At 40.7% G+C, this 26,167-nt stretch carries 22 protein-coding genes, 1 tRNA gene and 1 pseudogene; 8 read left to right on the forward strand and 16 right to left on the reverse strand.

Going from position 1 to position 26,167, the window contains the following annotated elements; genetic code table 11:
- Positions 1–2: 2 nt before the first annotated feature.
- Positions 3–728, reverse strand: a complete 726-nt coding sequence (gene tsaA / locus BKL49_RS03260) for a tRNA (N6-threonylcarbamoyladenosine(37)-N6)-methyltransferase TrmO (RefSeq protein WP_077423197.1) — start codon at positions 726–728, stop codon at positions 3–5.
- A gap of 61 nt (positions 729–789) precedes the next feature.
- Between tsaA and BKL49_RS03265 the strand changes: the two genes are divergently transcribed.
- From BKL49_RS03265 to BKL49_RS03275, 3 genes are all read left to right on the forward strand, one after another.
- Positions 790–1,701, forward strand: coding sequence for a 1,4-dihydroxy-2-naphthoate polyprenyltransferase (locus BKL49_RS03265; RefSeq protein ID WP_077423198.1), 912 nt, complete (start codon positions 790–792; stop codon positions 1,699–1,701).
- A 46-nt stretch (positions 1,702–1,747) separates the two neighbouring features.
- Positions 1,748–2,248 (forward strand): ribonuclease E activity regulator RraA, encoded by a 501-nt coding sequence (gene rraA / locus BKL49_RS03270; protein WP_077423199.1) that lies wholly within the window; start codon positions 1,748–1,750, stop codon positions 2,246–2,248.
- A gap of 153 nt (positions 2,249–2,401) precedes the next feature.
- Complete coding sequence (locus BKL49_RS03275; RefSeq protein ID WP_077423200.1) at positions 2,402–3,787, forward strand: DASS family sodium-coupled anion symporter; 1,386 nt, start codon at positions 2,402–2,404, stop codon at positions 3,785–3,787.
- Positions 3,788–3,963: 176 nt separating this feature from the next.
- Here BKL49_RS03275 and BKL49_RS03280 read toward each other — a convergent pair whose 3' ends face one another.
- Both BKL49_RS03280 and BKL49_RS03285 read right to left on the reverse strand, forming a co-directional pair.
- Entirely contained in the window at positions 3,964–5,808 is a 1,845-nt protein-coding gene (locus tag BKL49_RS03280; RefSeq protein WP_077423201.1) for an ABC transporter ATP-binding protein, read from the reverse strand.
- A gap of 74 nt (positions 5,809–5,882) precedes the next feature.
- On the reverse strand, positions 5,883–6,779 hold the full coding sequence (locus BKL49_RS03285; protein WP_077423202.1) for a cupin domain-containing protein: 897 nt from the start codon (positions 6,777–6,779) through the stop codon (positions 5,883–5,885).
- A 115-nt stretch (positions 6,780–6,894) separates the two neighbouring features.
- Here BKL49_RS03285 and BKL49_RS03290 point away from each other — a divergent pair, with 115 nt between their 5' ends.
- Complete coding sequence (locus BKL49_RS03290; RefSeq protein ID WP_077423203.1) at positions 6,895–7,239, forward strand: carboxymuconolactone decarboxylase family protein; 345 nt, start codon at positions 6,895–6,897, stop codon at positions 7,237–7,239.
- 59 nt (positions 7,240–7,298) lie between these two features.
- Here BKL49_RS03290 and BKL49_RS03295 read toward each other — a convergent pair whose 3' ends face one another.
- Positions 7,299–8,345 (reverse strand): glycosyltransferase family 9 protein, encoded by a 1,047-nt coding sequence (locus tag BKL49_RS03295; protein WP_077423204.1) that lies wholly within the window; start codon positions 8,343–8,345, stop codon positions 7,299–7,301.
- Between the two features lie 77 nt (positions 8,346–8,422).
- On the opposite strand from BKL49_RS03295, the gene BKL49_RS03300 reads away from it, so the two are divergent.
- From BKL49_RS03300 to BKL49_RS03310, 3 genes are all read left to right on the forward strand, one after another.
- The gene (locus tag BKL49_RS03300) at positions 8,423–9,169 is read left to right on the forward strand and encodes a 3-deoxy-D-manno-octulosonic acid kinase (protein WP_077423205.1); all 747 of its coding nucleotides are present in this window, start codon (positions 8,423–8,425) and stop codon (positions 9,167–9,169) included.
- A 2-nt stretch (positions 9,170–9,171) separates the two neighbouring features.
- Positions 9,172–9,762 (forward strand): XTP/dITP diphosphatase, encoded by a 591-nt coding sequence (locus BKL49_RS03305; RefSeq protein WP_077423206.1) that lies wholly within the window; start codon positions 9,172–9,174, stop codon positions 9,760–9,762.
- 272 nt (positions 9,763–10,034) lie between these two features.
- Positions 10,035–11,018, forward strand: a complete 984-nt coding sequence (locus tag BKL49_RS03310) for a glycosyltransferase family 2 protein (RefSeq protein WP_077423207.1) — start codon at positions 10,035–10,037, stop codon at positions 11,016–11,018.
- 7 nt (positions 11,019–11,025) lie between these two features.
- Here BKL49_RS03310 and BKL49_RS03315 read toward each other — a convergent pair whose 3' ends face one another.
- The 8 genes and pseudogenes from BKL49_RS03315 to glyQ form a co-directional block, all read right to left on the reverse strand.
- Positions 11,026–12,855 carry a monovalent cation:proton antiporter-2 (CPA2) family protein gene (locus BKL49_RS03315; protein WP_077423208.1) on the reverse strand — a complete coding sequence of 610 codons (1,830 nt, stop codon included), beginning with the start codon at positions 12,853–12,855 and terminating at the stop codon, positions 11,026–11,028.
- 392 nt (positions 12,856–13,247) lie between these two features.
- A pseudogene (locus BKL49_RS03320) lies at positions 13,248–14,138 on the reverse strand (DUF927 domain-containing protein); the annotation flags it as partial.
- Positions 14,139–14,287: 149 nt separating this feature from the next.
- Positions 14,288–15,508, reverse strand: coding sequence for an integrase arm-type DNA-binding domain-containing protein (locus tag BKL49_RS03325; protein ID WP_077423209.1), 1,221 nt, complete (start codon positions 15,506–15,508; stop codon positions 14,288–14,290).
- A 257-nt stretch (positions 15,509–15,765) separates the two neighbouring features.
- A tRNA-Ile gene (locus BKL49_RS03330) sits at positions 15,766–15,842 on the reverse strand.
- Positions 15,843–15,935: 93 nt separating this feature from the next.
- Complete coding sequence (gene glyS / locus BKL49_RS03335) at positions 15,936–18,005, reverse strand: glycine--tRNA ligase subunit beta (protein ID WP_077423210.1); 2,070 nt, start codon at positions 18,003–18,005, stop codon at positions 15,936–15,938.
- Complete coding sequence (locus tag BKL49_RS03340; RefSeq protein WP_077423211.1) at positions 18,002–19,741, reverse strand: AIPR family protein; 1,740 nt, start codon at positions 19,739–19,741, stop codon at positions 18,002–18,004. Before BKL49_RS03340 ends, glyS begins: the two co-directional genes overlap by 4 nt.
- A gap of 258 nt (positions 19,742–19,999) precedes the next feature.
- Complete coding sequence (locus tag BKL49_RS03345; protein ID WP_077423212.1) at positions 20,000–20,647, reverse strand: FABP family protein; 648 nt, start codon at positions 20,645–20,647, stop codon at positions 20,000–20,002.
- Positions 20,648–20,697: 50 nt separating this feature from the next.
- The gene (glyQ, locus tag BKL49_RS03350; protein WP_077423213.1) at positions 20,698–21,606 is read right to left on the reverse strand and encodes a glycine--tRNA ligase subunit alpha; all 909 of its coding nucleotides are present in this window, start codon (positions 21,604–21,606) and stop codon (positions 20,698–20,700) included.
- A gap of 197 nt (positions 21,607–21,803) precedes the next feature.
- Between glyQ and BKL49_RS03355 the strand changes: the two genes are divergently transcribed.
- On the forward strand, positions 21,804–23,735 hold the full coding sequence (locus BKL49_RS03355; protein WP_077423214.1) for a TonB-dependent receptor plug domain-containing protein: 1,932 nt from the start codon (positions 21,804–21,806) through the stop codon (positions 23,733–23,735).
- A 174-nt stretch (positions 23,736–23,909) separates the two neighbouring features.
- Here the strand turns inward: BKL49_RS03355 and mnmA are convergent, their stop codons facing one another.
- From mnmA to nqrM, 4 genes are all read right to left on the reverse strand, one after another.
- Complete coding sequence (mnmA, locus tag BKL49_RS03360; protein WP_143530799.1) at positions 23,910–25,064, reverse strand: tRNA 2-thiouridine(34) synthase MnmA; 1,155 nt, start codon at positions 25,062–25,064, stop codon at positions 23,910–23,912.
- A gap of 90 nt (positions 25,065–25,154) precedes the next feature.
- A complete protein-coding gene (locus tag BKL49_RS03365) occupies positions 25,155–25,469 on the reverse strand; it encodes a nucleotidyltransferase domain-containing protein (RefSeq protein ID WP_077423216.1) in 315 nt (104 codons plus the stop codon).
- Entirely contained in the window at positions 25,451–25,867 is a 417-nt protein-coding gene (locus BKL49_RS03370; RefSeq protein ID WP_077423217.1) for a nucleotidyltransferase substrate binding protein, read from the reverse strand. Before BKL49_RS03370 ends, BKL49_RS03365 begins: the two co-directional genes overlap by 19 nt.
- Before the next feature lie 36 nt (positions 25,868–25,903).
- Positions 25,904–26,164, reverse strand: a complete 261-nt coding sequence (gene nqrM / locus BKL49_RS03375) for a (Na+)-NQR maturation NqrM (protein WP_077423218.1) — start codon at positions 26,162–26,164, stop codon at positions 25,904–25,906.
- Positions 26,165–26,167 lie beyond the last annotated feature (3 nt).

Here is a 26,167-nt window from a genome sequence, read left to right on the forward strand (position 1 = left end):
GATTAACCCGCCTTATTTTTTTCGATATTCAACACTTCAACCACATCCACTGTGCCTGCCTTAATACGCCATTTCACGTTAAAGTCATACAAACTGATACCGTAAATTCGATCGCTGAATTTCCCTTGTTGGTAAGCCGGACGCGGATCTTGCTCAATCACATCACGAATAAAGCGCGCTAAGTGCGGTCGTTTTTCTTCCAGTTTTTTCACCGCACTTTCTGCCTTTGAGGTAAATTCCACCTTTAATTTTGTCGGCGGTTTCTCTTGCGCAAAGCCTGATTTCGCATTGGGTTCACTATCGGCATAAGCCACATAAGGCTTAATATCAAAAATTGGCGTACCGTCCACCAAATCCACCGCACCAAGATGTAAAAACACCTTGCCGTGAATACATTCCACTTTCCGCAATGCCACCTTAGACAATCCCAACGGATTAGGACGATGTGTGGCACGCGAAGCAAACACCCCCACCCGCTGATTTCCGCCTAAACGGGGCGGGCGTACCGTGGGCTGCCATTTTCCTTGTTGAATTTGATCGAACTGAAAAATTAACCAAAGATGACTAAATTGTTCCAATCCCCGCACCGCTTCGGGGGAATTATAAGGCGGTAATAATTCCACAATTCCCACGCCGTCTTGCACTAAATTAGGTTGGCGTGGCACGGAAAATTTTTCTTTATAAGGGGTGTGGATAATCGCGATGGGCGTTAGTGTTAAATCATTCATAAACAGGCTATTTCAGTGTAGAATACGCGACTTATTGTAATCAAAAGTGCGGTCAAAAAAAATGACAAATGAAAAACTGAAAATGTGGTGGGAAACGGCACGTCCAAAAACCTTGCCCCTTGCCTTAGCCTCGATTTTTACCGGCTCGGCATTGGGCTATTGGGCGAATCCCGAAAAATTTAATATGGCGGTAATGATTCTTTGTTTGCTCACCACCATTTTATTACAAGTGCTTTCCAACTTTGCCAATGATTATGGCGATCATCAAAAAGGTTCGGACACCCAAGAACGAATCGGCCCCTTGCGTGGTATTCAAAAAGGCGCAATTTCGGCAAAAGAGCTGAAATGGGGCTTGATATTAATGGCGTTGGCAAGTTTTCTTTCCGGTGCTTTTCTCATTGGCATTGCCTATGAAAATCTATCAGATTTATTGGCATTTGCCGGTCTTGGTATTTTAGCCATTATTGCCGCAATCACTTACACCGTGGGGGCAAAACCCTATGGTTATATGGGCTTGGGTGATATTTCTGTGCTGTTATTTTTTGGCTTATTAGGCGTGGGCGGTACTTACTATTTACAAACCCATTCTCTCGACACCACCATTATGTTACCGGCTATCGGCTCAGGGCTATTGGCGAGTGCTGTGTTAAATATCAATAACTTACGGGATATTGAACAAGATGCCAAAGCGGGAAAAAACACCCTAGCCGTGCGTTTAGGTGCAAAAAAAGGGCGGGTTTATCACTGCATTTTATTAACCCTTGCCGCTTTATGTTATCTCATTTTCACCCTCGCTACGGCAAGTTCTTGGACAAATTATTTGTTCTTACCCGCCTTTCCGTTGCTCGCCAAACACGCCCTGTTTGTTTACCGTAGCACACAACCCGAAAGCCTCCGCCCAATGTTGGCACAAATGTCGATGATTTCCTTATTCATCAATCTGTTATTTAGTTTAGGCTTGCTTCTCGGCTAAATCGGAATATACTTGCTTTCAGCTCAAATTTTTACAGGAGAAATTTATGTTTATCGATACTTCAGAACTTTGCGATCTTTATGCCGATCAAGTGGATGTGGTAGAGCCGATTTTTTCCAGTTTCGGCGGTGTAAACAATTTTTTTGGTAAAGTCACCACCGTAAAATGCTTTGAAAATAATGGCTTGATTGCCGAAGTATTAGAAGAAGAGGGTGAAGGACGGGTATTGGTTGTCGATGGCGGTGGTGCAGTACGCCGTGGCTTGATTGATGCAGAACTCGCTCAACTTGCCGCCGATAATAACTGGGCAGGCATTATTGTTTATGGTGCAGTTCGCCAAATTCAACAACTGGAAAATATTAATATTGGTATTCAAGCATTAGCCCCAATTCCGGTGAGTGCCGATGAAAACAATAGCGGAGAAAGCGATGTTCCGGTTAATTTCGGTGGTGTCACCTTCTTCCCTGAAGATTATATTTATGCGGATCTCACCGGTATTATTCTTTCCCAAGAACCCCTTGATTTAGAAGGATTTGAAGAAGAATAAGACAACCTTAAAAGTGCGCTTAAAAATAACCGCACTTTTTTTGTCAAAATTTTTTGCACTTGATCACACTTTTGAATTTTGTTGATTGCAAGTTAGTAACATTCCTTTAACATTAGTCCGTTCATTAAGTTTATAAGAATGTGGGGGGATTTTATGAACACAGTATCTTCACTCAAAAGTCATAAAAACGGTGTGATATTCCTTGTAGATATCGTACTATTTTTTGTGTTATTAAAATTTTTACCTTTTACACCGAAAGAAAATTCAGGGCTCGCCCTATTAGCTTTTATCGCTGTACTTTGGCTAAGCGAAGCCTTGCACGTTACCATTACTGCGCTGCTTGTGCCATTATTGGCAATTGCGTTGGATTTGGTTGCCACCAAACAGGCGCTAGTTGCCTTTGCCGATCCAACTATTTTCTTATTTTTTGGCGGTTTTGCTTTGGCGACAGCATTGCATATCCAAAAGCTTGACAGAATGATCGCCAATAAAATTATGGCACTCGCCAAGGGCAATCTTCTGATTGCGGTGATTTATCTTTTCTTGATCACAGCCTTCCTTTCTATGTGGATGAGTAACACGGCAACCGCTGCAATGATGTTACCTTTGGCGATGGGGATTTTAAGCCAAATGGATCGTGAAAAAGAACACAATACCTATGTTTTCGTGTTATTAGGGATCGCTTATAGTGCCAGTATTGGCGGTATGGGAACTTTAGTAGGTAGTCCGCCCAATGCGATTGTGGCAAGTAATTTACACCTCACCTTCTCAGATTGGTTGTGGTATGGCTTGCCGGTGATGATCGTTTTATTACCTTTAATGATCGGTACACTTTGGATTGTTTTCAAACCAAAACTCAATGTACATTTCGAGCAATCTTTTGAAAAAATCGAAATGAACCCTCAACGCTTACTTACTCTTGCTATTTTTGTCTTTATCGCACTTTGCTGGGTATTCAGTAGCAAAATTAATCCGATCATTTCAGAGTTACTTGGGTTACAGAAAAAAATTGCCGGCTTTGATAGTGTAGTTGCTTTACTTGCAGCGATCATTATTTGTTCAACCGGTGTGGCAAGCTGGAAACAAATTCAAGAAAATACCGATTGGGGCGTGTTAATGCTCTTTGGTGGTGGCTTAACGCTAAGTGCTGTCTTAAAGGATTCCGGCGCGAGCAAAATTCTTGCGGACGGTATTGTATTTCTTGTTCAAGGTCAGCATTATTATTTGATCGGTTTATTAATTGCCGCCTTTATTATTTTCTTAACGGAATTTACCTCCAATACGGCAAGTGCGGCATTACTTGTACCGATCTTTATTTCCATTGCGCAATCTTTAGGTATTCCAGAAATCGGGCTTGCTTTAATTATTGGTCTCGGTGCATCCTGTGCATTTATGCTACCGGTTGCAACGCCGCCAAATGCGATTGTATTTGGTAGCGGTGAGGTGAAACAAAGTGAAATGGTCAGAGCGGGTATTGTTCTAAACATTGTCTGTGTATTTGTTATCGCCACAATTGGTTATCTCTTCTGGCTTAGTTAAATTCCAGTAATAAACAGTATTAGTTGTTGCACAATGAATGTTTTTTAGGAAAAAGTAGGGACGCCACGCTGGCGTCCCTACTGTTCAAGCCATTTTCTCTTTGTGCGTTTGCGCCATAATGCTGAAAAAAACGACCGCACTTTTTGCTGAAGTGCGGTCGTTTTTATTTGTGTTTTTTAATCATCGTGCTGACTTAAAAAGCCACCGCTTTGGTGTTTCCAAAGTTTTGCATAAAGTCCGTTTTGTTCCAGCAGTTCGGCGTGTGAACCTTGTTCTACAATTTGACCTTTGTCTAACACAATAAGGCGATCCATTGCCGCAATAGTGGATAAACGGTGGGCGATGGCAATCACTGTTTTGTTTTCCATCATCTTATCCAAACTTTCTTGAATGGCGACTTCCACTTCGGAATCCAATGCACTGGTGGCTTCATCAAGCAGTAAAATTGGCGCATCTTTTAGCATTACACGGGCAATGGCAATACGCTGGCGTTGTCCGCCGGAAAGTTTCACGCCACGTTCACCCACGTGTGCATCATAGCCTTTACGTCCTTGTTCATCTTGCAAGAATGGAATGAAATCTGCCGCTTCTGCGCGTTCTGCAGCCTGTTCCATTTCTTCTTCGGTGGCATTTGGACGACCATAAATAATATTTTCACGCACTGAACGGTGAAGTAACGAAGTATCTTGCGTTACTAATCCAATTTGACTACGCAAACTTTCTTGTTTCACGTCTAACACATTTTGTCCGTCAATGGTAATCGTTCCTTGTTGTGCTTCATAAAAACGGAGCAATAAATTCACAATGGTGGATTTCCCTGCGCCGGAACGCCCGATTAAGCCCACTTTTTCGCCCGGTTTGATGGTGAGATTAAAGTGATTTAATAAGGATCTTGACGGATCGTAGGCGAAGGTAATGTCGTTAAATTTGATTTCCCCTTGTTTCACCTGTAATGGCGTACTATTTGGTTTGTCCACAATGGTATGCGGTTTGGTGAGGGTATTCATTCCGTCATTCACCGTGCCGATATTTTCAAATAGGCGAGCCGACTCCCACATAATCCAACGTGAAAGTCCGTTTACCCGCAATGCCATTGCGGTGGCGGTGGCGATGGCACCCACGCCGACTTGCCCGTGCTGCCATAAAATCACGCCTAATATGGCAGTGGTTAAGGTTAGAAAAATATTGGAAGCGTAAGTGAGCGTATCTAGAGAACTTGCCAAACGCATTTGAGCGTGAACGGTGGCCATAAATTCTTCCATTGAACGTTTGGCATAAGCCGCTTCGCGTGAACCGTGGGAAAAGAGTTTTACCGTGGCAATATTGGAATAGGCATCCGTAATACGCCCTGTCATTAATGAGCGGGCATCCGCTTGGCGTTCTGCTGTTTTTGCCAAACGGGGAATTAATAATTTCAAAATGGCGAGGAATAACACAATCCAAATGGCAAACGGCAATAAAAACCACGCGTCTAATGCCGCCAATACTAAACCTGAGGTAATAAAATAGACCGCTACATAAACCAACATATCGGCAATGGTCATCACCGTATCACGCACGGCAAGGGCGGTTTGCATTACTTTGGCGGAAACTCTGCCGGCAAATTCATCTTGGTAGAAACTTAAACTTTGCCCCAGCATTAAACGGTGAAAATTCCAACGTAAACGCATTGGAAACACACCTTGTAGGGTTTGTAGGCGAACATTCACACCAATAAAAGACCACACAATGCTCAGCACGAGCAATGCCGCCATTCCCAGTAATAAATATCCTTTTTCCTGCCATAAGGTTGTCGGTGTGTAAGCCCCCAACCAATCCACCAATAGTCCCATAAATTGGAATAAGAGGGCTTCCATCACGCCGGTTCCCACCGTTAAGATAGCAAGCAGAAAAATCCACCCTTTCATTCCATTAATACTTGACCAAATAAAACGGAACAAACCTTTTTCCGGTGTGATGGGGTTGCTTTCCGGATAAGGATTTAGACGGTTTTCAAACCACGAAAAAATTTTGTTAAACATCGTATTTCCTCAAAAACAAAAGGCAACATAAGGTTGCCTTTTTAGAACGGGGCGCATTATAGCGTAAAATTTCTTCAATTTGTAGGCGACTTTCGATATTGACCGGGGGAAAGCCCATAAGCATTTTTAAAGGCTTTGCTGAAATGTGCTTCCGATTGATACCCCACCTGCAAAGCAATGGCGAGTATGGATTGTTGCGACTGCTTCAATAAAAATGCTGCTAAATCTAACCGCACTTTGGTTAAAAACTTACCGGGGGACATCCCTAGTTGTTGTTGAAATACCCGAATAAAATTGGCGCGGGACATCGCTGCTACTGCGGCAAGGCGTTCAATAGACCAATCTTCCTCCGGTGTTTGCAATATTTGTGCCAACACGCCGTTTAAGCGTTTATCTTGAAGGGCATATAATACCCCTTGTTCGATCAAACCAAGGGAAATGGTATGGCGTAAAATATAAATAAACAACACATTCGCCAAGGCATCAATTACCGATTGATTCCCGCTTTCTTGTTTTTCGGCTTCCTGCAAAAATAATCGAATCAAGGGCTGAATTTCGGTATCGCATAAATTCAAATGCAAATAGGGTGGCAATGATTCCATCAATAAGGCATTTTTTTGATAATAAAATGCTCCGCAAAACATTTTGAAATGGGGCGTTCCCTGCCCAATTTGGTGAACTTGAAAAGCCCCCTGCCACGTTTTATTTAACGGGCTTGCAGATTTCTGTTCTGTCGAATATCCCATAAAGTGCGGTCGATTTTGCGGAAGAAAAAAGATGTCGCCTGCTTTCAGATGAACGGTTTTCTCATTGAATGTAAGGTAACATTCACCTTCTTCAATTAAATGAAAAATCCCTTTATTATCATTATGTTCTTCGTGTGCAATTTGCCATTCGCCCTGAAAAAGACAGTGAATATTAATTTCACCACGTACTTGTGCCAAACGGGTTAGCTTATCCAAATAATCCATAATGAGATTTTAACCATAAAAGTTGAGATAATTTGACAAGTATGATACCGCAATCTGCCTATAATGCTTCACGAAAATTAAATACGAACTTCAATTATTTTAAGAGGAAAAAACAATGTTTACAGATTGGAAAGAACATACAGCACACGTTAAAAAATCTTTTGGCGCATTAGGTAAACAACACCCGAAAATGTTACAAGCCTACCAAGCACTTGGTGCGGCAGCGGCAGAAGGCGATGTGCTTGATGCGAAAACCCGTGAATTAATTGCTTTGGCGGTGGCGGTTACCACCCGTTGCGAAAGTTGTATCAGTGTTCACGCTGAAGAAGCGGTGAAAGCCGGTGCAACAGAAGCTGAAGTGGCGGCAGCATTGGCAATGTCTATCGCATTAAACGCCGGTGCGGCATATACTTACTCTCTCCGTGCGTTGGAAGCCTATCACGTGCAAAAAGGCGAGTAATTAGCGATTTGAATTTTATTTAGGAACTTGTTCATATTGGCACTCAATGAGTGCCTTTTTTATTGCCATAAATTCAAGTTTTTCATTTGTGCGATTACATCCGCCACCTGAATTTCCGCCATCAAATTTTTTCCTTTCAATTTTGTCGCCCAAGGTAATTCAGCGGAAGGCTTGCCAAATTCTTTTTGCACATTTTCTTCATACACGGAAACCACATTGGCTAAATTATGATAAGGGGCGGTGCGAAGCGGATTGTGATAAGCATATAGCCCAATCACCGGCGTATTTTGCGTGGTCGCAATATGGGCTGGGCCGGAATCCGGCGAAAGCACAAGATCGACTTTACCAATGAGTGCGGCAAGTTGTGTTAAATTCGTTTTGCCCGCCACATTCACCGGTGTGAAATCACAAAGTGCGGTTATTTTTGCCACCATTTCTAATTCCCGTTTTGCCGGCGAGCTACAAAATATCACATTCACATTATGTTTATTGGCAATATTTGCCACTTCGGCATAGCGTTCTACCAACCAATCTTTTTCCGCTTTACTGGAACAAGGGGAGATCAACAAATTTTTACGGGAAGGATCAATAAATTGTGCGGCAAATTGTTGATCCTGCGCTGAAATCGCCAACTGCCAAGTTGGTTCAGATTTAGGCACACCAATATATTCTGCAAATGCCATAAAACCGTCCAACACGTGTGGCGAGTCCGGATCGTCCACTCGGCGATTAACAAAAAGCCACTGCCCCTCGCGTGATCGTTTTTGACCAAAGCCGATTTTATAGGTCGCTTTAATGCCCAATGAGAGAATGGAAGCCCGAAATGCCGTTTGCATATTTAACAGTGCATCAAAATGCGTATTTTTGAGCTGTCGCCACAAGGCAAAAACCCCCTTCCAACCGCTTTTTTTATCGTAAGGGAGCAGGGTAATATTCGGTATATTCGCCAATAATGCGGCCTCTGTTTTTCCCACGATCCACGTGATCTTGGTTTCGGGATAATAGGCTTGAATACGTTGTACTACAGCAAGAGCGTGGCATACATCTCCCACCGCAGAAAGGCGAAGAATACAAAGGGATTTTGGGGCTTGGGTAAAAAGTGGCATTTGAAATCCTTTATCGTTTAATTTGGTGATATTTTAAAGTAGAATGGGCACATTTTCTATCAGGACATCTAATCAAAATGCTTGAATATCAGCAAGAGAATCAATTTTTTATCTTCAATTTTGACCGCACTTTTGAGAGACAAAATGAATTTTTTAACCCTGAATTTTGGCACGCCCAACAGCGTATTCTCGGTTCGGCAAAGGGGCGGGGGACGACTTATTTTCTAAAAACGGACGATTGGTTTGGCGTAAATTGCGCTCTGCGTCATTATTATCGTGGTGGCTTGTGGGGCAAAGTGAACAAAGATCGCTATCGTTTTTCCAACCTTGAAAACACCCGCAGTTTTGCCGAATTTCACTTATTGCAACGCTTATATAAAGCGGGTTTGCCTGTGCCGAAACCCATTGGTGCGCGTGTAATAACAGGTAGGTTGGGTATTTGCTATCAAGCGGATATTTTGACGGAAAAAATCGAAAATGCACAGGATTTGACCGCACTTTTACAAAAGGAAACTTTAGCAACGGAAGTTTGGCAACAAATCGGACGATTAATTCGTCAATTACACGATCAACAAATTTGCCATACGGATTTGAATGCACACAATATTTTGCTACAACAAACCGTGCAAGGACAAAAGTGCTGGTTATTAGATTTCGATAAGTGTGGTGAAAAATTAGGTGATTTTTGGAAAACGGAAAATCTTAACCGTTTACACCGCTCTTCTATAAAAGAAGTGAGCAGAATGAAGATTCAATTTACCGAACAAAACTGGGCGGAATTAATGTCCGGTTATCATCAAAATTTCAACAAAAAGGATAAATAGAAATGCAAAAAATCGTCCTTGCCACCGGCAATAAAGGCAAAGTCAAAGAAATGGCGGATGTGTTGGCAACGCTGGGTTTTGAAGTGATCGCCCAAACGGATCTGGGCATTGAAAGTCCGGAAGAAACCGGCTTAACCTTTGTGGAAAATGCTTTATTAAAAGCCCGTTATGCCTCAGAAAAATCGAGGCTTCCTGCCATTGCCGATGATTCGGGTTTAGTGGTAAAAGCCCTCAATGGCGCACCGGGGTTATATTCCGCCCGCTATGCAGGGGAAGAGGGCAATGATGCCTTAAATCGGCAAAAATTATTGGCGGAACTTGCCAATGTGCCACAATCGGAACGCCAAGCAAAATTTGTCAGTTGTATCGTATTTTTGCAATCACCGACCGATCCCTCACCAATAATCGCAGAAGGTGAATGCCACGGTGTCATCACTTTTGAAGAAAAAGGGGAAAATGGTTTTGGGTACGACCCTTTATTTTTTAGCTCCGAACAAGGCTGTACTTTTGCGGAATTAGAAACCGTGGAAAAGAAAAAAATCTCTCATCGTGCGAGGGCGTTAAAGGTATTGAAAGCAAAACTTGGTGCTTAAAATACGTAAAAAATCAATATTATGTAGCAAATGCACAAAGAGAAAATGGCTTGAACAGTAGGGACGCCACGCTGGCGTCCTTATAAAAAAACAACTAATTTCAATATAGGTTAAATTAAGGATGCCAGCGTGACGTCCCTACTACCTTTCATTAAGAATGATTCATTATGCACCGCTACATAATGTTGTAAAATTCTAAAAAAATGACCGCACTTTTTGCCGTTTACTTTCAAAAAAACTCACACTTGACTTAACAATTTTAAGAGAAGATTATGTTACCTCGCATTAGCTTTATTGTTCCTGTTTATAATGTAGAAAAATATTTGAGAGAATGTTTGGACAGCTTGGTTTGTCAATCAGTGGAAAAGGAGATCATCATTATCAATGATGGTTCAACAGACAGTAGTGGTCAGATTGCGCAGGAGTACTTTGACCGATACCCATTTATCACATTAATTCATCAACACAATAAAGGGCTTTCCGCAGCACGTAATATTGGTTTAAAAAACGCGAAAGGCGATTATGTTTATTTTATTGATTCTGATGATTATTTAATTGAACGGGATTTTTCAGTTTTAATCAAGTTAGCGGATCAGGAACAAGCGGATATGTTTTTTGGTGGACGCCGTCATTTTATTGAAGTTGAAAATCGATATTTTGACGATAAAATTCTTTCGCCCCGCCTTTCCTATCCCAATATGTATGAAATCCTTGATGGTGTAACACATTTACATCGAATGCTAGACTATTCTTGGGAACCGAATGTTCATTTTGGTTTTTGTCGCACTGCTTTTTTGCGCCAATATGACATTGAATTTCCTGAAGGGTTAAAAGCTGAAGATGGGTTGTTTAGATTAGATACCTTATTGTGCAAGCCAGATGTGCGAATTATTGAGGTCAACCGTATGTTCTATTGTTATCGCCACCGTGAAAATAGCATTATGACAACAATAAATGATACTTCTTTATGTGAAGATCTGTTCAAAGTCGCAGAAATGATTATTGAAAAATATCCACCACTGTTGGATAAATATATTACAGATCAACAAAATGCGCTATCACCGAATCAATCATTGATTGAAAAATATAAACAGGCTCATATTGATATTGTCAGAGTTTATGCGATTCATATAAAAGTTGCCTATGAAAAACAGTACTTAAAATACAGTGATGAATTAAAAGCACGGGTAAAACCACTTTTTACAAGTAAAATTATAAATCTTTTGGCAACCGCCAACATTGATATTAAGCTTTAAAAAATGTTTATACGTTTTCTTGCTCTTGTTCTACCCTATCTTTTGTCCGTAACAAAATTTCTTGAATATCTGCCGCCATTTTTTGATCACATTCTCGTGCAATATCCAGTAAGAGCGGATTTTTAAATAATCCGATTTGCGGATCATAAACCTGTGACATTAACTCCACTTCGTGGCGATCGGCATTAAAGTAATATTCTGCAATTTCTTTTGCCACTTCAGGCTCCATTCCAAGATGAATAAGGGTTTGCTTACCGGTGCGCACCGCAGAATCAAACGTTTCCCGAATAATTTCATCAGCACCCGCTTTATATAAATCAAAGGTATGAAAACGATCGTAAGAACGTGCAATAATTTTAATATTCGGGTTGGCTTCACGGGCAAAATGCACGATGGCTGAAGCCTGCTCTTTATTGTCAATGGCAACAACAAGAAATTCTGCTTTTTCTAACCCTGCCGCAATTAAAAATTCAGGGCGGGAAGCATCACCAAAATAGGTTTTAATCCCATATTCATTGAAGCCTTTAATCATCACCGGATCGAGATCCACGACGGTGGTCGCATAGCCGCTTAAACGGAGTAAATCGTTTACAATTTGTCCAAAACGCCCCATTCCAATAATCAAAATAGGATGTTGTTCATCAATTTCATCTGCCTGTATTTCCTCAGCCTGTTCTTTCGCACCGTATTTTTCGTAAATCACGAGGATAATCGGGGTTAGCACCATTGAAAGCACAACGATTGCGGTCATATTCGCATTAATCGTTTCATCAATTACCCCTTTAGATAAGGCTGCGGCAAATAATACGAAAGCGAATTCACCACCTTGTGCCATAAGTAATGCACGTTCTAAAGCGGTTTTATGCGTACTTTTGGCAAGACGTGCCACAAGATAAATACAAACACCTTTCGTCAACATTAATGCAATCACGCCAAGCAAAATAATTTGCCAGTTTTGCGCCACCACTTTGAGATCTAGCGCCATTCCCACACCAAGGAAAAATAGCCCTAACAATAATCCACGGAAAGGTTCAATATCGGCTTCCAACTGATGACGAAATGCTGATTCAGAAAGCATTACGCCTGCCACAAATGCCCCCATCGCCATAGAAAGCCCCGCTTCTTCCATTAGCAATGCCGCCCCTAATACAACGAAAAGTGCGGCGGCAGTCATCACTTCACGTGCCTTGGAATTGGCTAAAATTCGGAATATCGGGTTTAAAATAAAGCGACCAATAAATACCAACGCCGCCAATGCTAACATCGCAATACCGGCAGATTGCCACCAAGGCATTGTAGCTTCGGTTTCTTCTAAGGGGGAAAGGAAGGTAACAATCGCAAGCAATGGTACAATCAGTAGATCTTCAAATAATAAAATTGAGACGATTTTTTGACCGCGCTTTGTGGAAAGTTCTTTGCGTTCGCCTAAAACCTGCATTACGATTGCGGTGGATGTCAGAACAAAACCTGCGGAAGACACAAAGGCGACTTCCCAAGATACGCCAAATTGCACAGAAACACAGGTTAATATAATGGCTGAAATCACCACTTGCATACTGCCTAAACCAAAAATTTGGCGGCGCAAACTCCATAAATGAGAAGGCTTCATTTCAAGCCCAATTACAAAAAGGAACATTACCACGCCAAACTCGGCAAGGTGAATAATTGCGTGGGGATCTGAAATAAGATGCAAACCATAAGGCCCAATGGCAAGTCCGGCGGCTAAATACCCCAAAACCGAACCTAAACCGATTCGTTTAAATATTGGTACTGCCACTACCGCCGCACCTAACAATGCAACAACCCGAATTAAATCGCCTGCTCCTTCTGCAGCCATAGAAACTCCTAATAAAAAAGTAAAACAAAAAAATCGCAGTATTCTACTTGATTTTGATTGTTATTTATAGAAATAAAGTAAGAAGGAAGATATATGATGATGAAAAAATATAAGAAGTTACAAAACAGGATAATTGTGTTTTGACAAAGAATTAGTGAGAGTAGAAAGATTTATTGAGTTCCTGCTGGACTTGAATTGATAAATTAACTTATTGATTTAATTAACACTAAATTGACCCACTTTGATTTCCTACTACTAAACATACTACTAAAATCAAAAGTCATCCATTAAAACGACTATTCTTTAAACAATTATTCGGATCATAAATTAGGGTGTGAGCCAATAGCACTCCCCCCAATTGAGCCGCTTAAATTTCCTCTTTTGGGTAAATTAGATTTCCCCATTGTGTCGTAATAACGCTTTGCCATTGCGTTTAAATGGTCGGCGTGGGCTTTGCCGTTGCCAAAATGATAAAACGTGTTCGCCTGCGTGATAGGAATGTTTAACAAGCGCACTAATTGCCCTGCATTGGTTCTGATGTTGTCTTGTTTTAAATAAAGCTCTAAATCCTGCTCTCCGGTGGAGAATGCCAAAATCCGCCAGCGGTTTAGCTCTCGGTTGCCGCCGTCTTTTGCCCCTTGTATTTTTCCCACGCCATTAAATAACGCGTAAGCGGTCTGTTCTACGTGCTTTTTGCTTGCCCCTTGTCCGATTTCATCAAGGGGGATAAAGCCGTCATTGCGTGCGGCCGCTTCGTTAATCAAGCCTAGGCTGGTGCCGTTCCACGATAAACGGATAATATCCGGTTCACCATAAATTGAGCTGGCAATATTGGCGATAGTCGTTTTCCCCGCACTGGATTTTCCGAATAAATGCACGCCAAAACTTTCCGCACCAATCAAGCCAATCAAAGGGGCAGCCAACGCGCAAGCCACGCCCAACATCATTGAGTGGTTGCCCTTGAGATATTGCCCGATTTCCTGCTGCCATTCCTGCAACGTGCCTTTTGATTGATAACCTGCGGTGGTGGATGATTTACTGTTGAAATAAATCGGCTGCTCGGGTTTTCCCAATACTTCACCATTTGGCAAGATATATGCGTTAAAATCTGCTTGCCAGCCTGTTTCGTTCACTATCTGATAAATCGGTTTGTTTTGGGTATCTTGTAGAAAATCTGCCAAATAAGGTTTGAGCCGTTGGCTATTGGTTATCCGCACGCCTTTTTGTTTAAGCAGTTGCCACCCTGCACGCTCGCCAATATCCGCCCACGGCAAGGCAATAAGGGTTACTATCTTTCAGCGTGGTTAATTACGCCCCACCTAGTCGGTTTGTTAGTTTTTATGGGTTCTTATTGTTTCAGTTTTTATACAGTTCAATAATGTATGGCATTTTTTGAGGTAGTAAAATGTTAGTAAATATCAACCGCACTTTTCTAAATATCCACCACCATTGAGCAACGTTCTACATAATCGCCCCATAGTTGCATAACCTCTATTCGCTGTTCTAGGTAATCGGAACGGTTATAGGCTTTGCGGGTTTGGTCTGCGATAGTGTGTGATAGGCAAGCCTCCACCACATCATAATTGATTAGCTGTTCGTTTAAATAAGTGCTGGCAATCGCTCTTAATCCGTGAGCGGTAAGTTTTCCGGTATATTTCCTTCCGGCAAGCAATTTAATGGCCCTATTTGCTGTCTGCGGGTTCATTGATTGATTTGGTTTTAATTCGCTTTGAAAAACATATTGCCCGCCACCGGTGAGGTTTTTCATCTTATCCAAGAGTTTTATTGCTTGGCTTGATAAAGGGACAATATGCCCTCGTTTACCGCCTTTCATTTTTTCGGCGGGAATTGCCCATAGCTTTTGATTGAAATCAATTTCCGCCCATTCCGCACTTACAGCTTCTTTAGGGCGTACCATTGTTAATAACTGCCACTTAATCAAGATTTTCACCTGCAGAGAACTATTGCTATCCCGCAAATCAGAAAGAAATTCAGGCAAGGCTTCAGGGCGGATAGTGGGGTTATTTTCGGTGGTGGGCGTACTAAAACTTAATGCCACATTCACGCATTTATTAAATTCAATTAATCCACCATTTACGGCAAAATTTAAAATCTCATTCACCAAGCGAATAATCCTTTGCAATGTATCGCTTATGCCCCGTTCCTTGAGGGGATTTAGTGCTTCAATCAGTAGCTTAGGCGTGATAGAAGATATTGGCATTTGCCCTAATTTAGGGAATAAATGTTTTTCTAGTCGCCCCCAATTCTTTTCCATTGTCTTAGGCAAAACTTCAGGTGCTTTCTTATCCCGCCATTTCTCTGCCACCGCAAACAATGTATTGATTAAGCGTTCCTGCTCCTCCGTGTTTTGCTGTTGCCGGTATTGTTGCGGATCGATATTTTGTGCAAGCAAGGATAAAAACTCATCCCTAACCTTGCGTGCTTGTGATAAAGAAATGTCAGGATAAGTGCCAAGACTTAAATCAGTTTGTTTTGTGGAGAATGGTTTTACATATCTAAAACGCCATAGCTTGCTACCTTTAGATTTAATCAATAGAAATAATCCTTGCCCGTCCATTAACTTATAGTCTTTAGATTTTGGCTTGGCTCTTTCCACTTCTGTATTTGTCAAAGGTTTAGTTATTCTTGCCATTTTCTTTTATGTAGTTTAATCGTGCGGTAAAAAATGCTTTCAAGCCTTGTACTGATTGAATCTTGAACATTTTAAGGGTACGCAAATTTGATGAATTTAAAACGTACCCCTAAATGTACCCCTAAAATTTCTTGATGTAAACGTATAAACGCGTAAGAAAACGTATGAGAAAATAAAGCAGAATGGCGTTGAGGTCAGTATTTATAAGGGTTTAGTTTATGAAAACGTAAGAAGAAACAAGAGGAGAAATGCCCGTTTGGTCCCCCCTGCCGGACTTGAACCAGCGACCAAGCGATTATGAGTCGCCTGCTCTAACCGACTGAGCTAAGGGGGGAAAGAAAAGTGCGGTCGATTATAGAGAAATAATCAAATGAAGTCTAGAAATAAAGGCGTGGTCGTTGGAAAAATAACCACGCCTTACTTGCTTTTATGATTGTAGAACAGAAATATCCGCAACTTGTAAGAATAAACCTTGTAGCGTATTTAAAATCGCTAAACGGTTTTGGCGTAACGCCGGATCTTCAGCGTTCACCATAACATTATCGAAGAAATTATCCACCGGTGTACGCAAGTTAGCTAATTTATCTAACACCGCAGTGTACTCGCCTTTTGCAATCAGAGGTTGAATTTCTGTTTGTAATGCAAGCACGCTTTCCGCTAATGTTTTTTCTGCCGGTTCAACACAGGCGGCTAGATTAATTTCACCAATAACGCTGTCTGCTTTTGCCAAAATATTCGCCACACGTTTGTTTGCTGCGGCTAAGGCTTCCGCCGAATCTAAGGTGCGGAAATGTGATACGGCACGCACTCGCGCATCAAAATCTGCCGGACGGGTTGGACGGCGGGCAAGCACTGCTTGGATCACATCTACGGCAATACCTTCATCTTGATACCACGCACGGAAACGCCCGAGCATAAAGTCCACCACATCAGCCACCACATTTTTGTTCGTGAGTTTATCGCCGAAAAGTGCGGCTGATTTTTGCACTAAATCGTCTAAATCAAGCGGAAGATTTTTCTCAACGATAATGCGTAATGCCCCCAATGCGGCACGGCGAAGGGCGAATGGGTCGGCACTACCTTTGGGGGCTTGTCCGATACCAAAAATGCCCGTTAAGGTATCAAATTTATCCGCCAAGGCGACCGCACTTGCTACCAATGATTTTGGTAATTCATCGCCGGCAAAACGTGGCATATATTGCTCATTCAATGCTACTGCCACTTCTTCATCTTCACCATCGTGACGGGCATAGTGCATTCCCATTACACCTTGCGTATCGGTAAACTCAAACACCATATTGGTCATTAAGTCGCATTTTGAAAGCAAGCCGGCACGTTTTGCTTTGGCTTCGTCTGCACCGATTTGTTTTGCAATTTCACCTGCAAGTTGCTCAATACGATCCGTTTTATCACGCAATGTACCAAGTTGTTGCTGGAATAATACGGTCTCCAAACGTGGTAAACGATCCACTAATTTTTGTTTTAAATCGGTTTTGAAGAAAAATTCCGCGTCCGTTAAACGTGGACGAACGACTTTTTCATTTCCTTCAATAATTGCACTTGGATCATCAGGATTAATATTGGATACAAAAATAAAGTGCGGTAATAATTTTCCGTTTTTATCGTAAATTGGGAAATATTTTTGGTCGCTTTTCATCGTATAAACCAAGGCTTCCGCCGGCACGGCAAGGAAACGTTCTTCAAATTTTGCTGTGAGCACATTTGGAAATTCCACCAACGAGGTGACTTCTTCAAGCAAGCTTTCCTCAATATCCGCCACGCCACCAAGTGCGGTCGCTTTTTCTTGTGATTTTGCCAAAATTTCCGCTTTGCGCTCATTAAAATCAGCGACCACTGAGCCTTTTTCTCGCAATAATTGCGGATATTGCTCGGCGTGTTGAATTTCAAATTCGGCTTCGCCCAAGAAACGGTGACCACGAATAGTGCGACCACTTGCCACACCTAAAATCTCACCCTCAATAAGTTCATTACCCAACAACATTGTGACGGTATGAACCGGACGAATAAATTGCACGGTTTTATCCGCCCAACGCATTGGTTTTGGAATCGGTAATTTTGCCAAGGCATTTGCGACAATCTCGGTGAGTAAATTTTTAGTCGGCTGACCTTCAATTTTCGCACGATGAACCAACCATTCACCTTTATCAGTGACAAGGCGTTCCGCTTGATCTACGGTAATACCACAACCACGCGCCCAGCCCTCTGCGGCTTTGGTTGGCTTACCTTCCGCATCAAAGGCGGCTGACACCGCCGGCCCGCGTTTTTCAATTTCTTTGCTTGGTTGTTGTGTGGCAAGTTCAAACACTTTTACCGCCAAACGGCGCGGTGCGGCATACCATTTGACACTGCCAAATGCCAGTCCTGCTTGTTCAAGTTCCGCCTGCATATTATCCGCAAAGGCAGTCGCTAATGTTTTAAGAGCTTTTGGTGGCAGCTCTTCTGTGCCGATCTCGGCGAGGAAATTTTGGGTTGTCATTGTTGATTAATACCTTTTGATATGTTATGTCTTACCTTTGATGTAAATTCTTTATTTCTAGAAATAAAGTAATCATTTTTTAAATTCATTTCTGTAATTGTATTAGTTATTAGCTTACACGCTTTTACAAAAATACTTTTCAGATATTCTAGATCTTCTATTTTGTCGATTATATTCTCAACATTTAAAGATCTACCATTACTATCCTTCTCTAGAGAGATTATCTTATAAGCTATGAATAATACATGATATTTATATATCTTATATCTCGGATAAATACTCTGATTTTTTAACATGATCTCTAATCTATTTAGAATTACAGATGATAAATAATAATATGGGATCATATTCTTCTGGTTTGCATTAAAAATATGATCTCTATTACTATCCAAGAGCTCACCATAGTATCTATGTGTGCTCTGTGGCTGCTCAACAATCATTGAAACATAAGATTTTATTAATGATGATAAAGTTATAATTTGATATGGTTTTATATTAGGATCATTAACATATTCTTTTGATCTTCTCTCATAAAAAATAGGAAACTTAGTCGATTTTCCTCTTGCTTTATAATATTCAGATAAATCTTTATGAAATGGTTTTAATGATTCAAATGCTTCATCTTTAACTTCTGTTTGTTTATTTGTTGCGATAATAATATCATTAATTGTATCTTGATCTGTAGTTTCAATAATTTTAACAATTAAATTTGATGTGTCATTTATATATTCTCTATTTTCAAATAGTATATGACTTGATTGACAACCATTAACAATCTGAAAATCTGTAAGTTTTAACTTTTGACCAGTTCTTTCAACTTTTTTTGATATAATAGTAATTCCATTATTTAATAATGGTAATAAATTTTGTTTATCTGAATTCCGTATAGTGATTTCAATCTCTTTATTAACTTTATTTTTACCTTGATAGTCTCTTACATTATCAAAAAATAGTCCTTTTGATATATTCCCTTCGCTATCTTTAATCAATTCGATAAAATTTTTTAGTAAAATACTACCTATAAAAGATTGATTTACTTTTTCTGTCATATCAGGAAGTGCAACATGATTATTGAACAAAACCTCTTTCACACTTCTTCTACTAATTTCTCTATATATATTTTTCAAATGCTCAGCATCTATGAATTCAATAAACTTTTCAGGTTCAGAATTTAAGAATAAGTTTTTCTCTTTAAATACTTCAAACTCATAATTTGCTCTGCTAACAATAGTTTCTGGACTAGTCCATACTCCAGTACTAACAAAATATAGCTTAATTTCAGGGTTATGTTCAAAATCTATAGAATGTTTATATATCTTCTCTTTTATCTTTCTAAGTAATTTTATTTTATCATTTTCAGGTATAATAGGTTGATCTTCAAAAAAAGATTTGACACCAAAAATAAAATTACCTACAGCATCTCCTTTAAATTTTGGAGAGTTTTTACTTTGAATAAAAACAAATGATACATCTAAGAATCCATTATTTTTAATAAAAAAATCTATATCTTTCTCATCATTGATGATACTTCCATTAACTATAATAGCAATTCCATCAATGGCAGTATCATTAGAACCTCCCACAGATAACTCATCAATATTAATATCTTTAGGATATAGTTTGGAAACTAGATTAAAATTTACAAATTGCTCAAATCTATTATCTTCATCTAAGTTCTCCAAGGAATATTTCCGACTAAAATCATCAAGAAATCCTTCTAATATTTTATCTTTCATATAATCACCTATTTCAAATAACTTTTGTTAATAATAAATTTATAGCATAGACTATATCCTAGCGGCGAATCTTTTCTTAGCTTTCTCTACCGGCAAATGCCGTTGTTTCAGTAAGCACAGAGTGTGTGAATTGGCACAATTCACGCACAATGACAGGATATTTAATCGTGCGTGAAACGTTGTTTCACACACCCTACGATTATTTTATCCAAAACTGCTCTTTCTACCGCTAAATGTAGCTGTTGTTCTAATACTGCTTTATTTGGCAATAGCCGCAAGTGCGGTCGGATTTGGTGTGGGTTCTGCAATTTTTGTTAAGCGGTTGCGGTCGCGGTGTTCAAAAGGTTTGTCATAGCCCGGAATGGTCATTAAGGTGGTTTGATCGTAAGACCACGTGCCGTCTTCATTGATCGTCACGGTTATTTCGTAACTTTCCGTGGTGAATGATTGTTCAATGAATGGATTGGATACAATTCCGTTGGTTAATGAACCTCTTACGGCTTTCACGGTAAATTTTTTCGCATCCGGTGCGGCATTTCCCACCGCCATCAATGTTTGTCCGCGTGGAATGCTTAAAGTAAAGAGAATGTTACCCGTTGCCGGTTCCCACAGCCAGTAGCCCACTTGATCGTGGAACGTTTCCACTTCGTTAGGCTGCACAATACGGGTGTGGTAGCGTAAACCGTAAAAAAGTTGAGGGCCGTTGGCTTGCGCGTCAATAGGTTGTAATTCAATGTGTTCAATATAAGGATCTTTTACCGCCCCTTCTGCTTTCGGGTTAATATCCAAGCCTCTCTTGCCTTCCCAAACACCGGCTAAAGCGGTAAGTGGCCCAAGATTGGAGAGGGTGTTCACATCGGCTTCCGCTTCGGTATAAATATCTTTTGGATATTGAAAATCGCTCATTATGCTTTCCTTACATTATTTAAATCATAAAAGTGCGGTCGTTTTTCGCATTATTTTTTGCAACCTGGGAAACCTAAGGCTTCACGGCTGGCATAATAGGCTTCTGCTACGCCTTTTGTTAAGGCGCGAATACGTAGAATATAACGTTGGCGTTCGGTCACAGAAATGGCTTTGCGTGCGTCTAATAGATTGAAACTGTGCGCCGCTTTTAAAATGCGTTCGTAAGCCGGCAGGGGTAGCGGTTTTTCTAATACCAATAGTTCTTGTGCTTCTTTTTCATATTGGTCGAAACAATAGAATAGGAAATCCGTGTTGGCATATTCAAAATTATAGGTAGATTGTTCTACTTCGTTTTGATGGAATACATCGCCATAGGTAGTTTTGCCGAGTGGACCGTCAGACCACACTAAATCATACACACTGTCCACACCTTGAATATACATCGCCAAGCGTTCTAAACCGTAAGTCACTTCGCCTGTGACCGGTTTACATTCTAAACCGCCTACTTGTTGGAAATAGGTGAATTGGGTGACCTCCATTCCGTTTAGCCATACTTCCCAACCTAATCCCCACGCGCCAAGGGTTGGATTTTCCCAGTTGTCTTCCACAAAGCGAATATCGTTTTGGGTGGGATCGAAACCGAGCATTTCAAGGGAGCCTAAATAAAGTTCTTGAATGTTATCCGGTGAAGGTTTAATCACCACTTGGAATTGATAGTAATGTTGTAAACGGTTTGGGTTTTCGCCATAACGTCCATCGGTGGGGCGGCGTGAAGGTTGAACATAGGCAAATGCCATCGGCTCCGGTCCTAAGGCACGCAAAGCGGTCATTGGATGTGATGTGCCTGCACCCACTTCCATATCAAAAGGCTGAACAATGGTGCAACCTTGTTTTGCCCAATAATCTTGCAGGGCGAGAATCATACCTTGAAATGTTTTTACGTTGAATTGATTGCTCATAATCTTGAATCTGTAAAATGATGAAAAATGGCGACATTATACTTGAAAGCAAAGGGCGGATAAAGGCGAAAAGTGCGGTTAAAATTACGGGTATTTTTTTATGAAGAAAATTTATATTCCTGATGAAAAATCTCAATTAGCCAGAAATATGGTGTTATGCCAAAATACCTGCCTTTCAATCCCTAAGGAACATAACAATGAAAAAAAATCTAATTACGACCGCACTTTTGATGGGTTCACCCACTTTTGTTTTTGCCGAAAATGCCAACACCGAGCTTGAGCCGATCACCGTTTATTCCGCTTATGCCACACCACTCAATCAAGATAAAACGGCTTCTTCGGTTACGGTTCTCACCGAAAAAGATTTTTCGCAACGAAATGCCACCTATGTAAGTGATGTATTAAAAACCGTGCCGGGCGTGGCGATGAGTTTTTCCGGTGGGCGAGGCACATTAAGCAATGTTTATTTACGTGGTGCGGATGCCAATCACACGGCGGTGATTATTGATGGTGTAAAAGTCAATCCTGTCAGTGGTTATGGTTTTGATTTTGGCGGGCTAAGTTTAAGTAATATTGAACGTATTGAAGTTTTACGTGGCGAACAATCCGCATTGTGGGGCAGTGACGCAATGGGTGGCGTGATTTATATCACCACGAAAAGCGGATTATATAAAGAAAAGCCATTTAATATCGATTTTGATTTTGGCGGTGGTTCACATCGCACAAGAGACGGTTCGGTAACCGTTTCCGGCTATCACCAAGGTTTCTATTATGATTTACACGGCGACAGTCATCGCACAAGCGGTATTTCGGCACTAAGCCATAAACCGTTTTCTTACACCGCGCAAGACGGCACGCCTATTTCGGTTGGCAATGCAAAGGAAAAGGATCGATTCCATCGTGATAATGCTTCCCTGCGTTTGGGCTATGATGACAATAAAAAAGGTATTGAATTTTTAACCTCCCATTCCTCTCAAACCGCCTATTTTGATAATAGCCTGAATGATGAAAGCGGGCATTATACCCGCATACGTGAAATCTTGTTTAAATTGGGCGGTTATTGGGGGAATGCACAAGATTTATTTAAGCACAAAGCAAGTCTCAGCCACATTAAAACCGACAGTGATACCCGTGGAATGACAAGCTATTATGATGCCAAAAAACTGAACGCCAATTATCAGTTGGATATTAATTTTGATCGTGAAGGTGCGATCACGCAAGGTTTGAGCTTATTAGGGGAATATCAAAAAACAACCTATGATTCCGGTTATTTCCTCACAAATGAGAAAAAACTCACGGGAAAAAGTCTCGCCGCGGAATATCGTTTACTCAGCGAGCAGGATCATAGTTTATCCCTCAGTGGACGTTATATTAATAGCTCAGAATATGAGAATGCTTTCACTGCACGCCTTGCCGGTGCCTATCGTTTCTCGCCAAATGTGAAAGCCCACGCAAGTTTTGGCAGTGCCGTTCAAAATCCGACCATCACGGAATATTATGGCTATAACGGTCAATATATCGGCAACCCGAATTTGAAACCCGAGAAAAGCCGTGGCGGTGATATTGGGTTGTTAATAGAAACGGCAGATAAAGCTCACAGTCTTGATGTCACCTATTTTGCCCGCAATGTGGAAAATTTTATTTCTTCACGCTCTACCGGCACTTGGCCAAATACCATTACACAGGCTATCAATCTTGAAGGGAAAACCAAAATAAAAGGTATTGAAATTGCCTACAATGGTAAGCTCACAAAAGATTTAACCGCCTACACCAATTACACTTATACGCAAACGAAAGACAGCAAAGGTGAGGCGTTAATTCGCCGTCCTAAACATACGGCAAATGCAGGATTGGCTTATCAAATCACTGACAAACTTGGGTCAAATGTCAATATTGCTTATGTCAGCCAAAGAATGGATAACTACTATGAAAATTCATTCCCTTATGCCACCCGAGCGGTAAAACTACCGTCCTATACCTTGGTGAATTTAGGGGTGAATTATGAACTTATCCCGAACTTAACCCTTTATGCAAACCTCAATAATGTGTTTGATAAAAAATACGAAAATATTATTGGATACGGTCAAGACGGTCGCAATCTGTATGTGGGGTTAAAAGGAGCGTTCTAAACAACAAAGTGCGGTCAATTTATTCGTAGTTTTTGAATAAAAATGTGGTGTAACGTGATCAGTAGGGACACTAGCCTAGCGTCCCTACATTTTATTAAAAATCATTCAGTAACATTAAGGTTATATTGAAAACAATCCGTTTTTTTGATCGCACTTTTCTTTATAAAAAACACATTAATTAAAGCGTTCTTCGATAATACCGCCGCCTAAGCACACTTCGTCCAAATAAAATACCGCAGATTGCCCCGGCGTGACGGCGGCTTGTGGTTCATCAAAAACAACGCGGATCGTTTCCTCATCAATCGGTTCGATAACGCAAGGAATGTCTGTTTGGCGATAACGTGTTTTCACTGTACAGCGTAGTGGTTCGCGAAGCGTTTTACGATCAACCCAATGGAGCTGTTTGGCAATTAATCCTTTGGAAAATAAGCGTGGGTGTTCGTGTCCTTGGGCAACGATTAATTCATTCTTTTCAACATCTTTATCCACCACATACCAAGCCTCATCACTGGCATTTTTTAAGCCGCCAATGCCTAACCCTTTGCGTTGTCCTAATGTGTGATACATCAAACCATCGTGACGCCCAATAATTTCGCCATTTACGGTGCGAATATCCCCCGGTTGTGCCGGTAAATAGCGGGCAAGAAAATCTTTAAATTTACGTTCGCCGATAAAGCAAATTCCGGTGGAATCCTTTTTCTTTGCGGTAATTAAACCGAGTTCTTCCGCAATTGCACGCACAATCGGTTTTTCAATTTCACCCACAGGGAACAAACTTTGTCCCACCTGTTTATGGCTAAGGGTATATAAAAAATAGCTTTGATCCTTATTGGCATCTAAACCACGTAATAATTTTGCACTGTTATCTTCGCCGGCACGGCGTACATAATGCCCTGTTGCAATATAATTTGCGCCAAGATCTTCGGCGGCATATTCTAAAAAGGCTTTAAATTTGATTTCTTTGTTGCAAAGAATATCGGGATTTGGTGTGCGACCGGCTTTATATTCTGTTAAGAAATGTTCAAATACATTATCCCAATATTCTGCCGCAAAATTGATTTTATGTAGTTTTATGCCAAGTTTGTCACAAACCGCTTGAGCATCGGCTAAATCGGCGGCAGCAGTACAATAATCCGTGTCATCATCTTCTTCCCAATTTTTCATAAACAAGCCTTCTACTTGGTAGCCTTGCTGCTGAAGAATAAAGGCGGAAACGGAGGAATCTACCCCACCGGACATACCACAGATAACTTTTTTTGTGGCATTTTCGGCAAGTTGTTCTGCACTAAGTTTGGCAAAATGTTGATTGTAAGTGTTTGAAATTAACATAAGTCTCCCGTAACTTCGGTTAAGGCGAAGCACATTGGTGGTTGAAAAATACCCACAATTGTGGGCGGTAAAGAAATTTATTTTGTTACATTAGTTGTTTTCACGTTGATAAAAAATTTTCCCCGTTCGATCAATACTTTTAATCAGCTGTTGATTGGTTAAATGCCGATAAATAGATAAATCAAACAGATAGGGGGAATCGGAATCATCAAGATCGTTCCAAATGTTTCCAAGAATGGTTTGTGTGATAAATTCCCCCTTTAAGGTGAGATCGATATCCGAACCTTCTCGAAATGAACCTTTTGCTCGAGAACCATAAATAATGGCTTGTTCCACTTCAGGATAACGGGCAAGGATATTTTTAATCACTTGCTGTTGTGTTTCATTTAAGCCAAACCGGCACATAATGTGTTCACTCTTTGTTCAAAAGCAATGAATAAAGGCAAATATTGGCGTTTAATTTTTTGAAATTCTTCGTTGATCATCCCTTCATCGTAAGTATGCACGGTCAGATTACGGCTTTTAATCATTTCTAACCAAATTTCACCGTGCGTGATAAGCCCTCGATTAAACGCAAGGCGTGTTGCCGATTTAGAACCCAATATTTCGGTTTCACCTTCTTCTCTCAGAATATCCTGCATAAGTTTCCAAGCCAATTCGTGACAAATTTCAAAGCTTTGGATAATGCCCTTTTTAATCACGTTAATGTCCGTATCGCCATACTGTTCTATCTCCGTAGATAAATAGGTGACCGATTTTTGATAGTTCTGAAAACATTGCTTCCAACGGACTTCTTGTGGCATTGATATTCCTTTTCGATATTGATGAGCTGAATGGGTTTATTTCACTTCATAAAATGATGAATCGTCATTTTTCTTCGCGAATTTTTGCTCATATTCGGCTTTCGCTTGTTCATCACCGGCATCCAGTTTTGACTGGAGCGTATCACAAGGTTGATCGCAATCGCAGGCTTTTGCAATACCAAGGGTGGATAAGCCTCCACAACTGCCTTTTAGGCTTTGTTTTTTAATAATGAAACCAATGGACATTAATAAAATAATGCCGATAAACGCAATAAGGGTAAAAAATAAAGTTTGCATAAT

Source organism: Rodentibacter myodis, assembly GCF_001999305.1.
GTDB lineage: Bacteria > Pseudomonadota > Gammaproteobacteria > Enterobacterales > Pasteurellaceae > Rodentibacter > Rodentibacter myodis.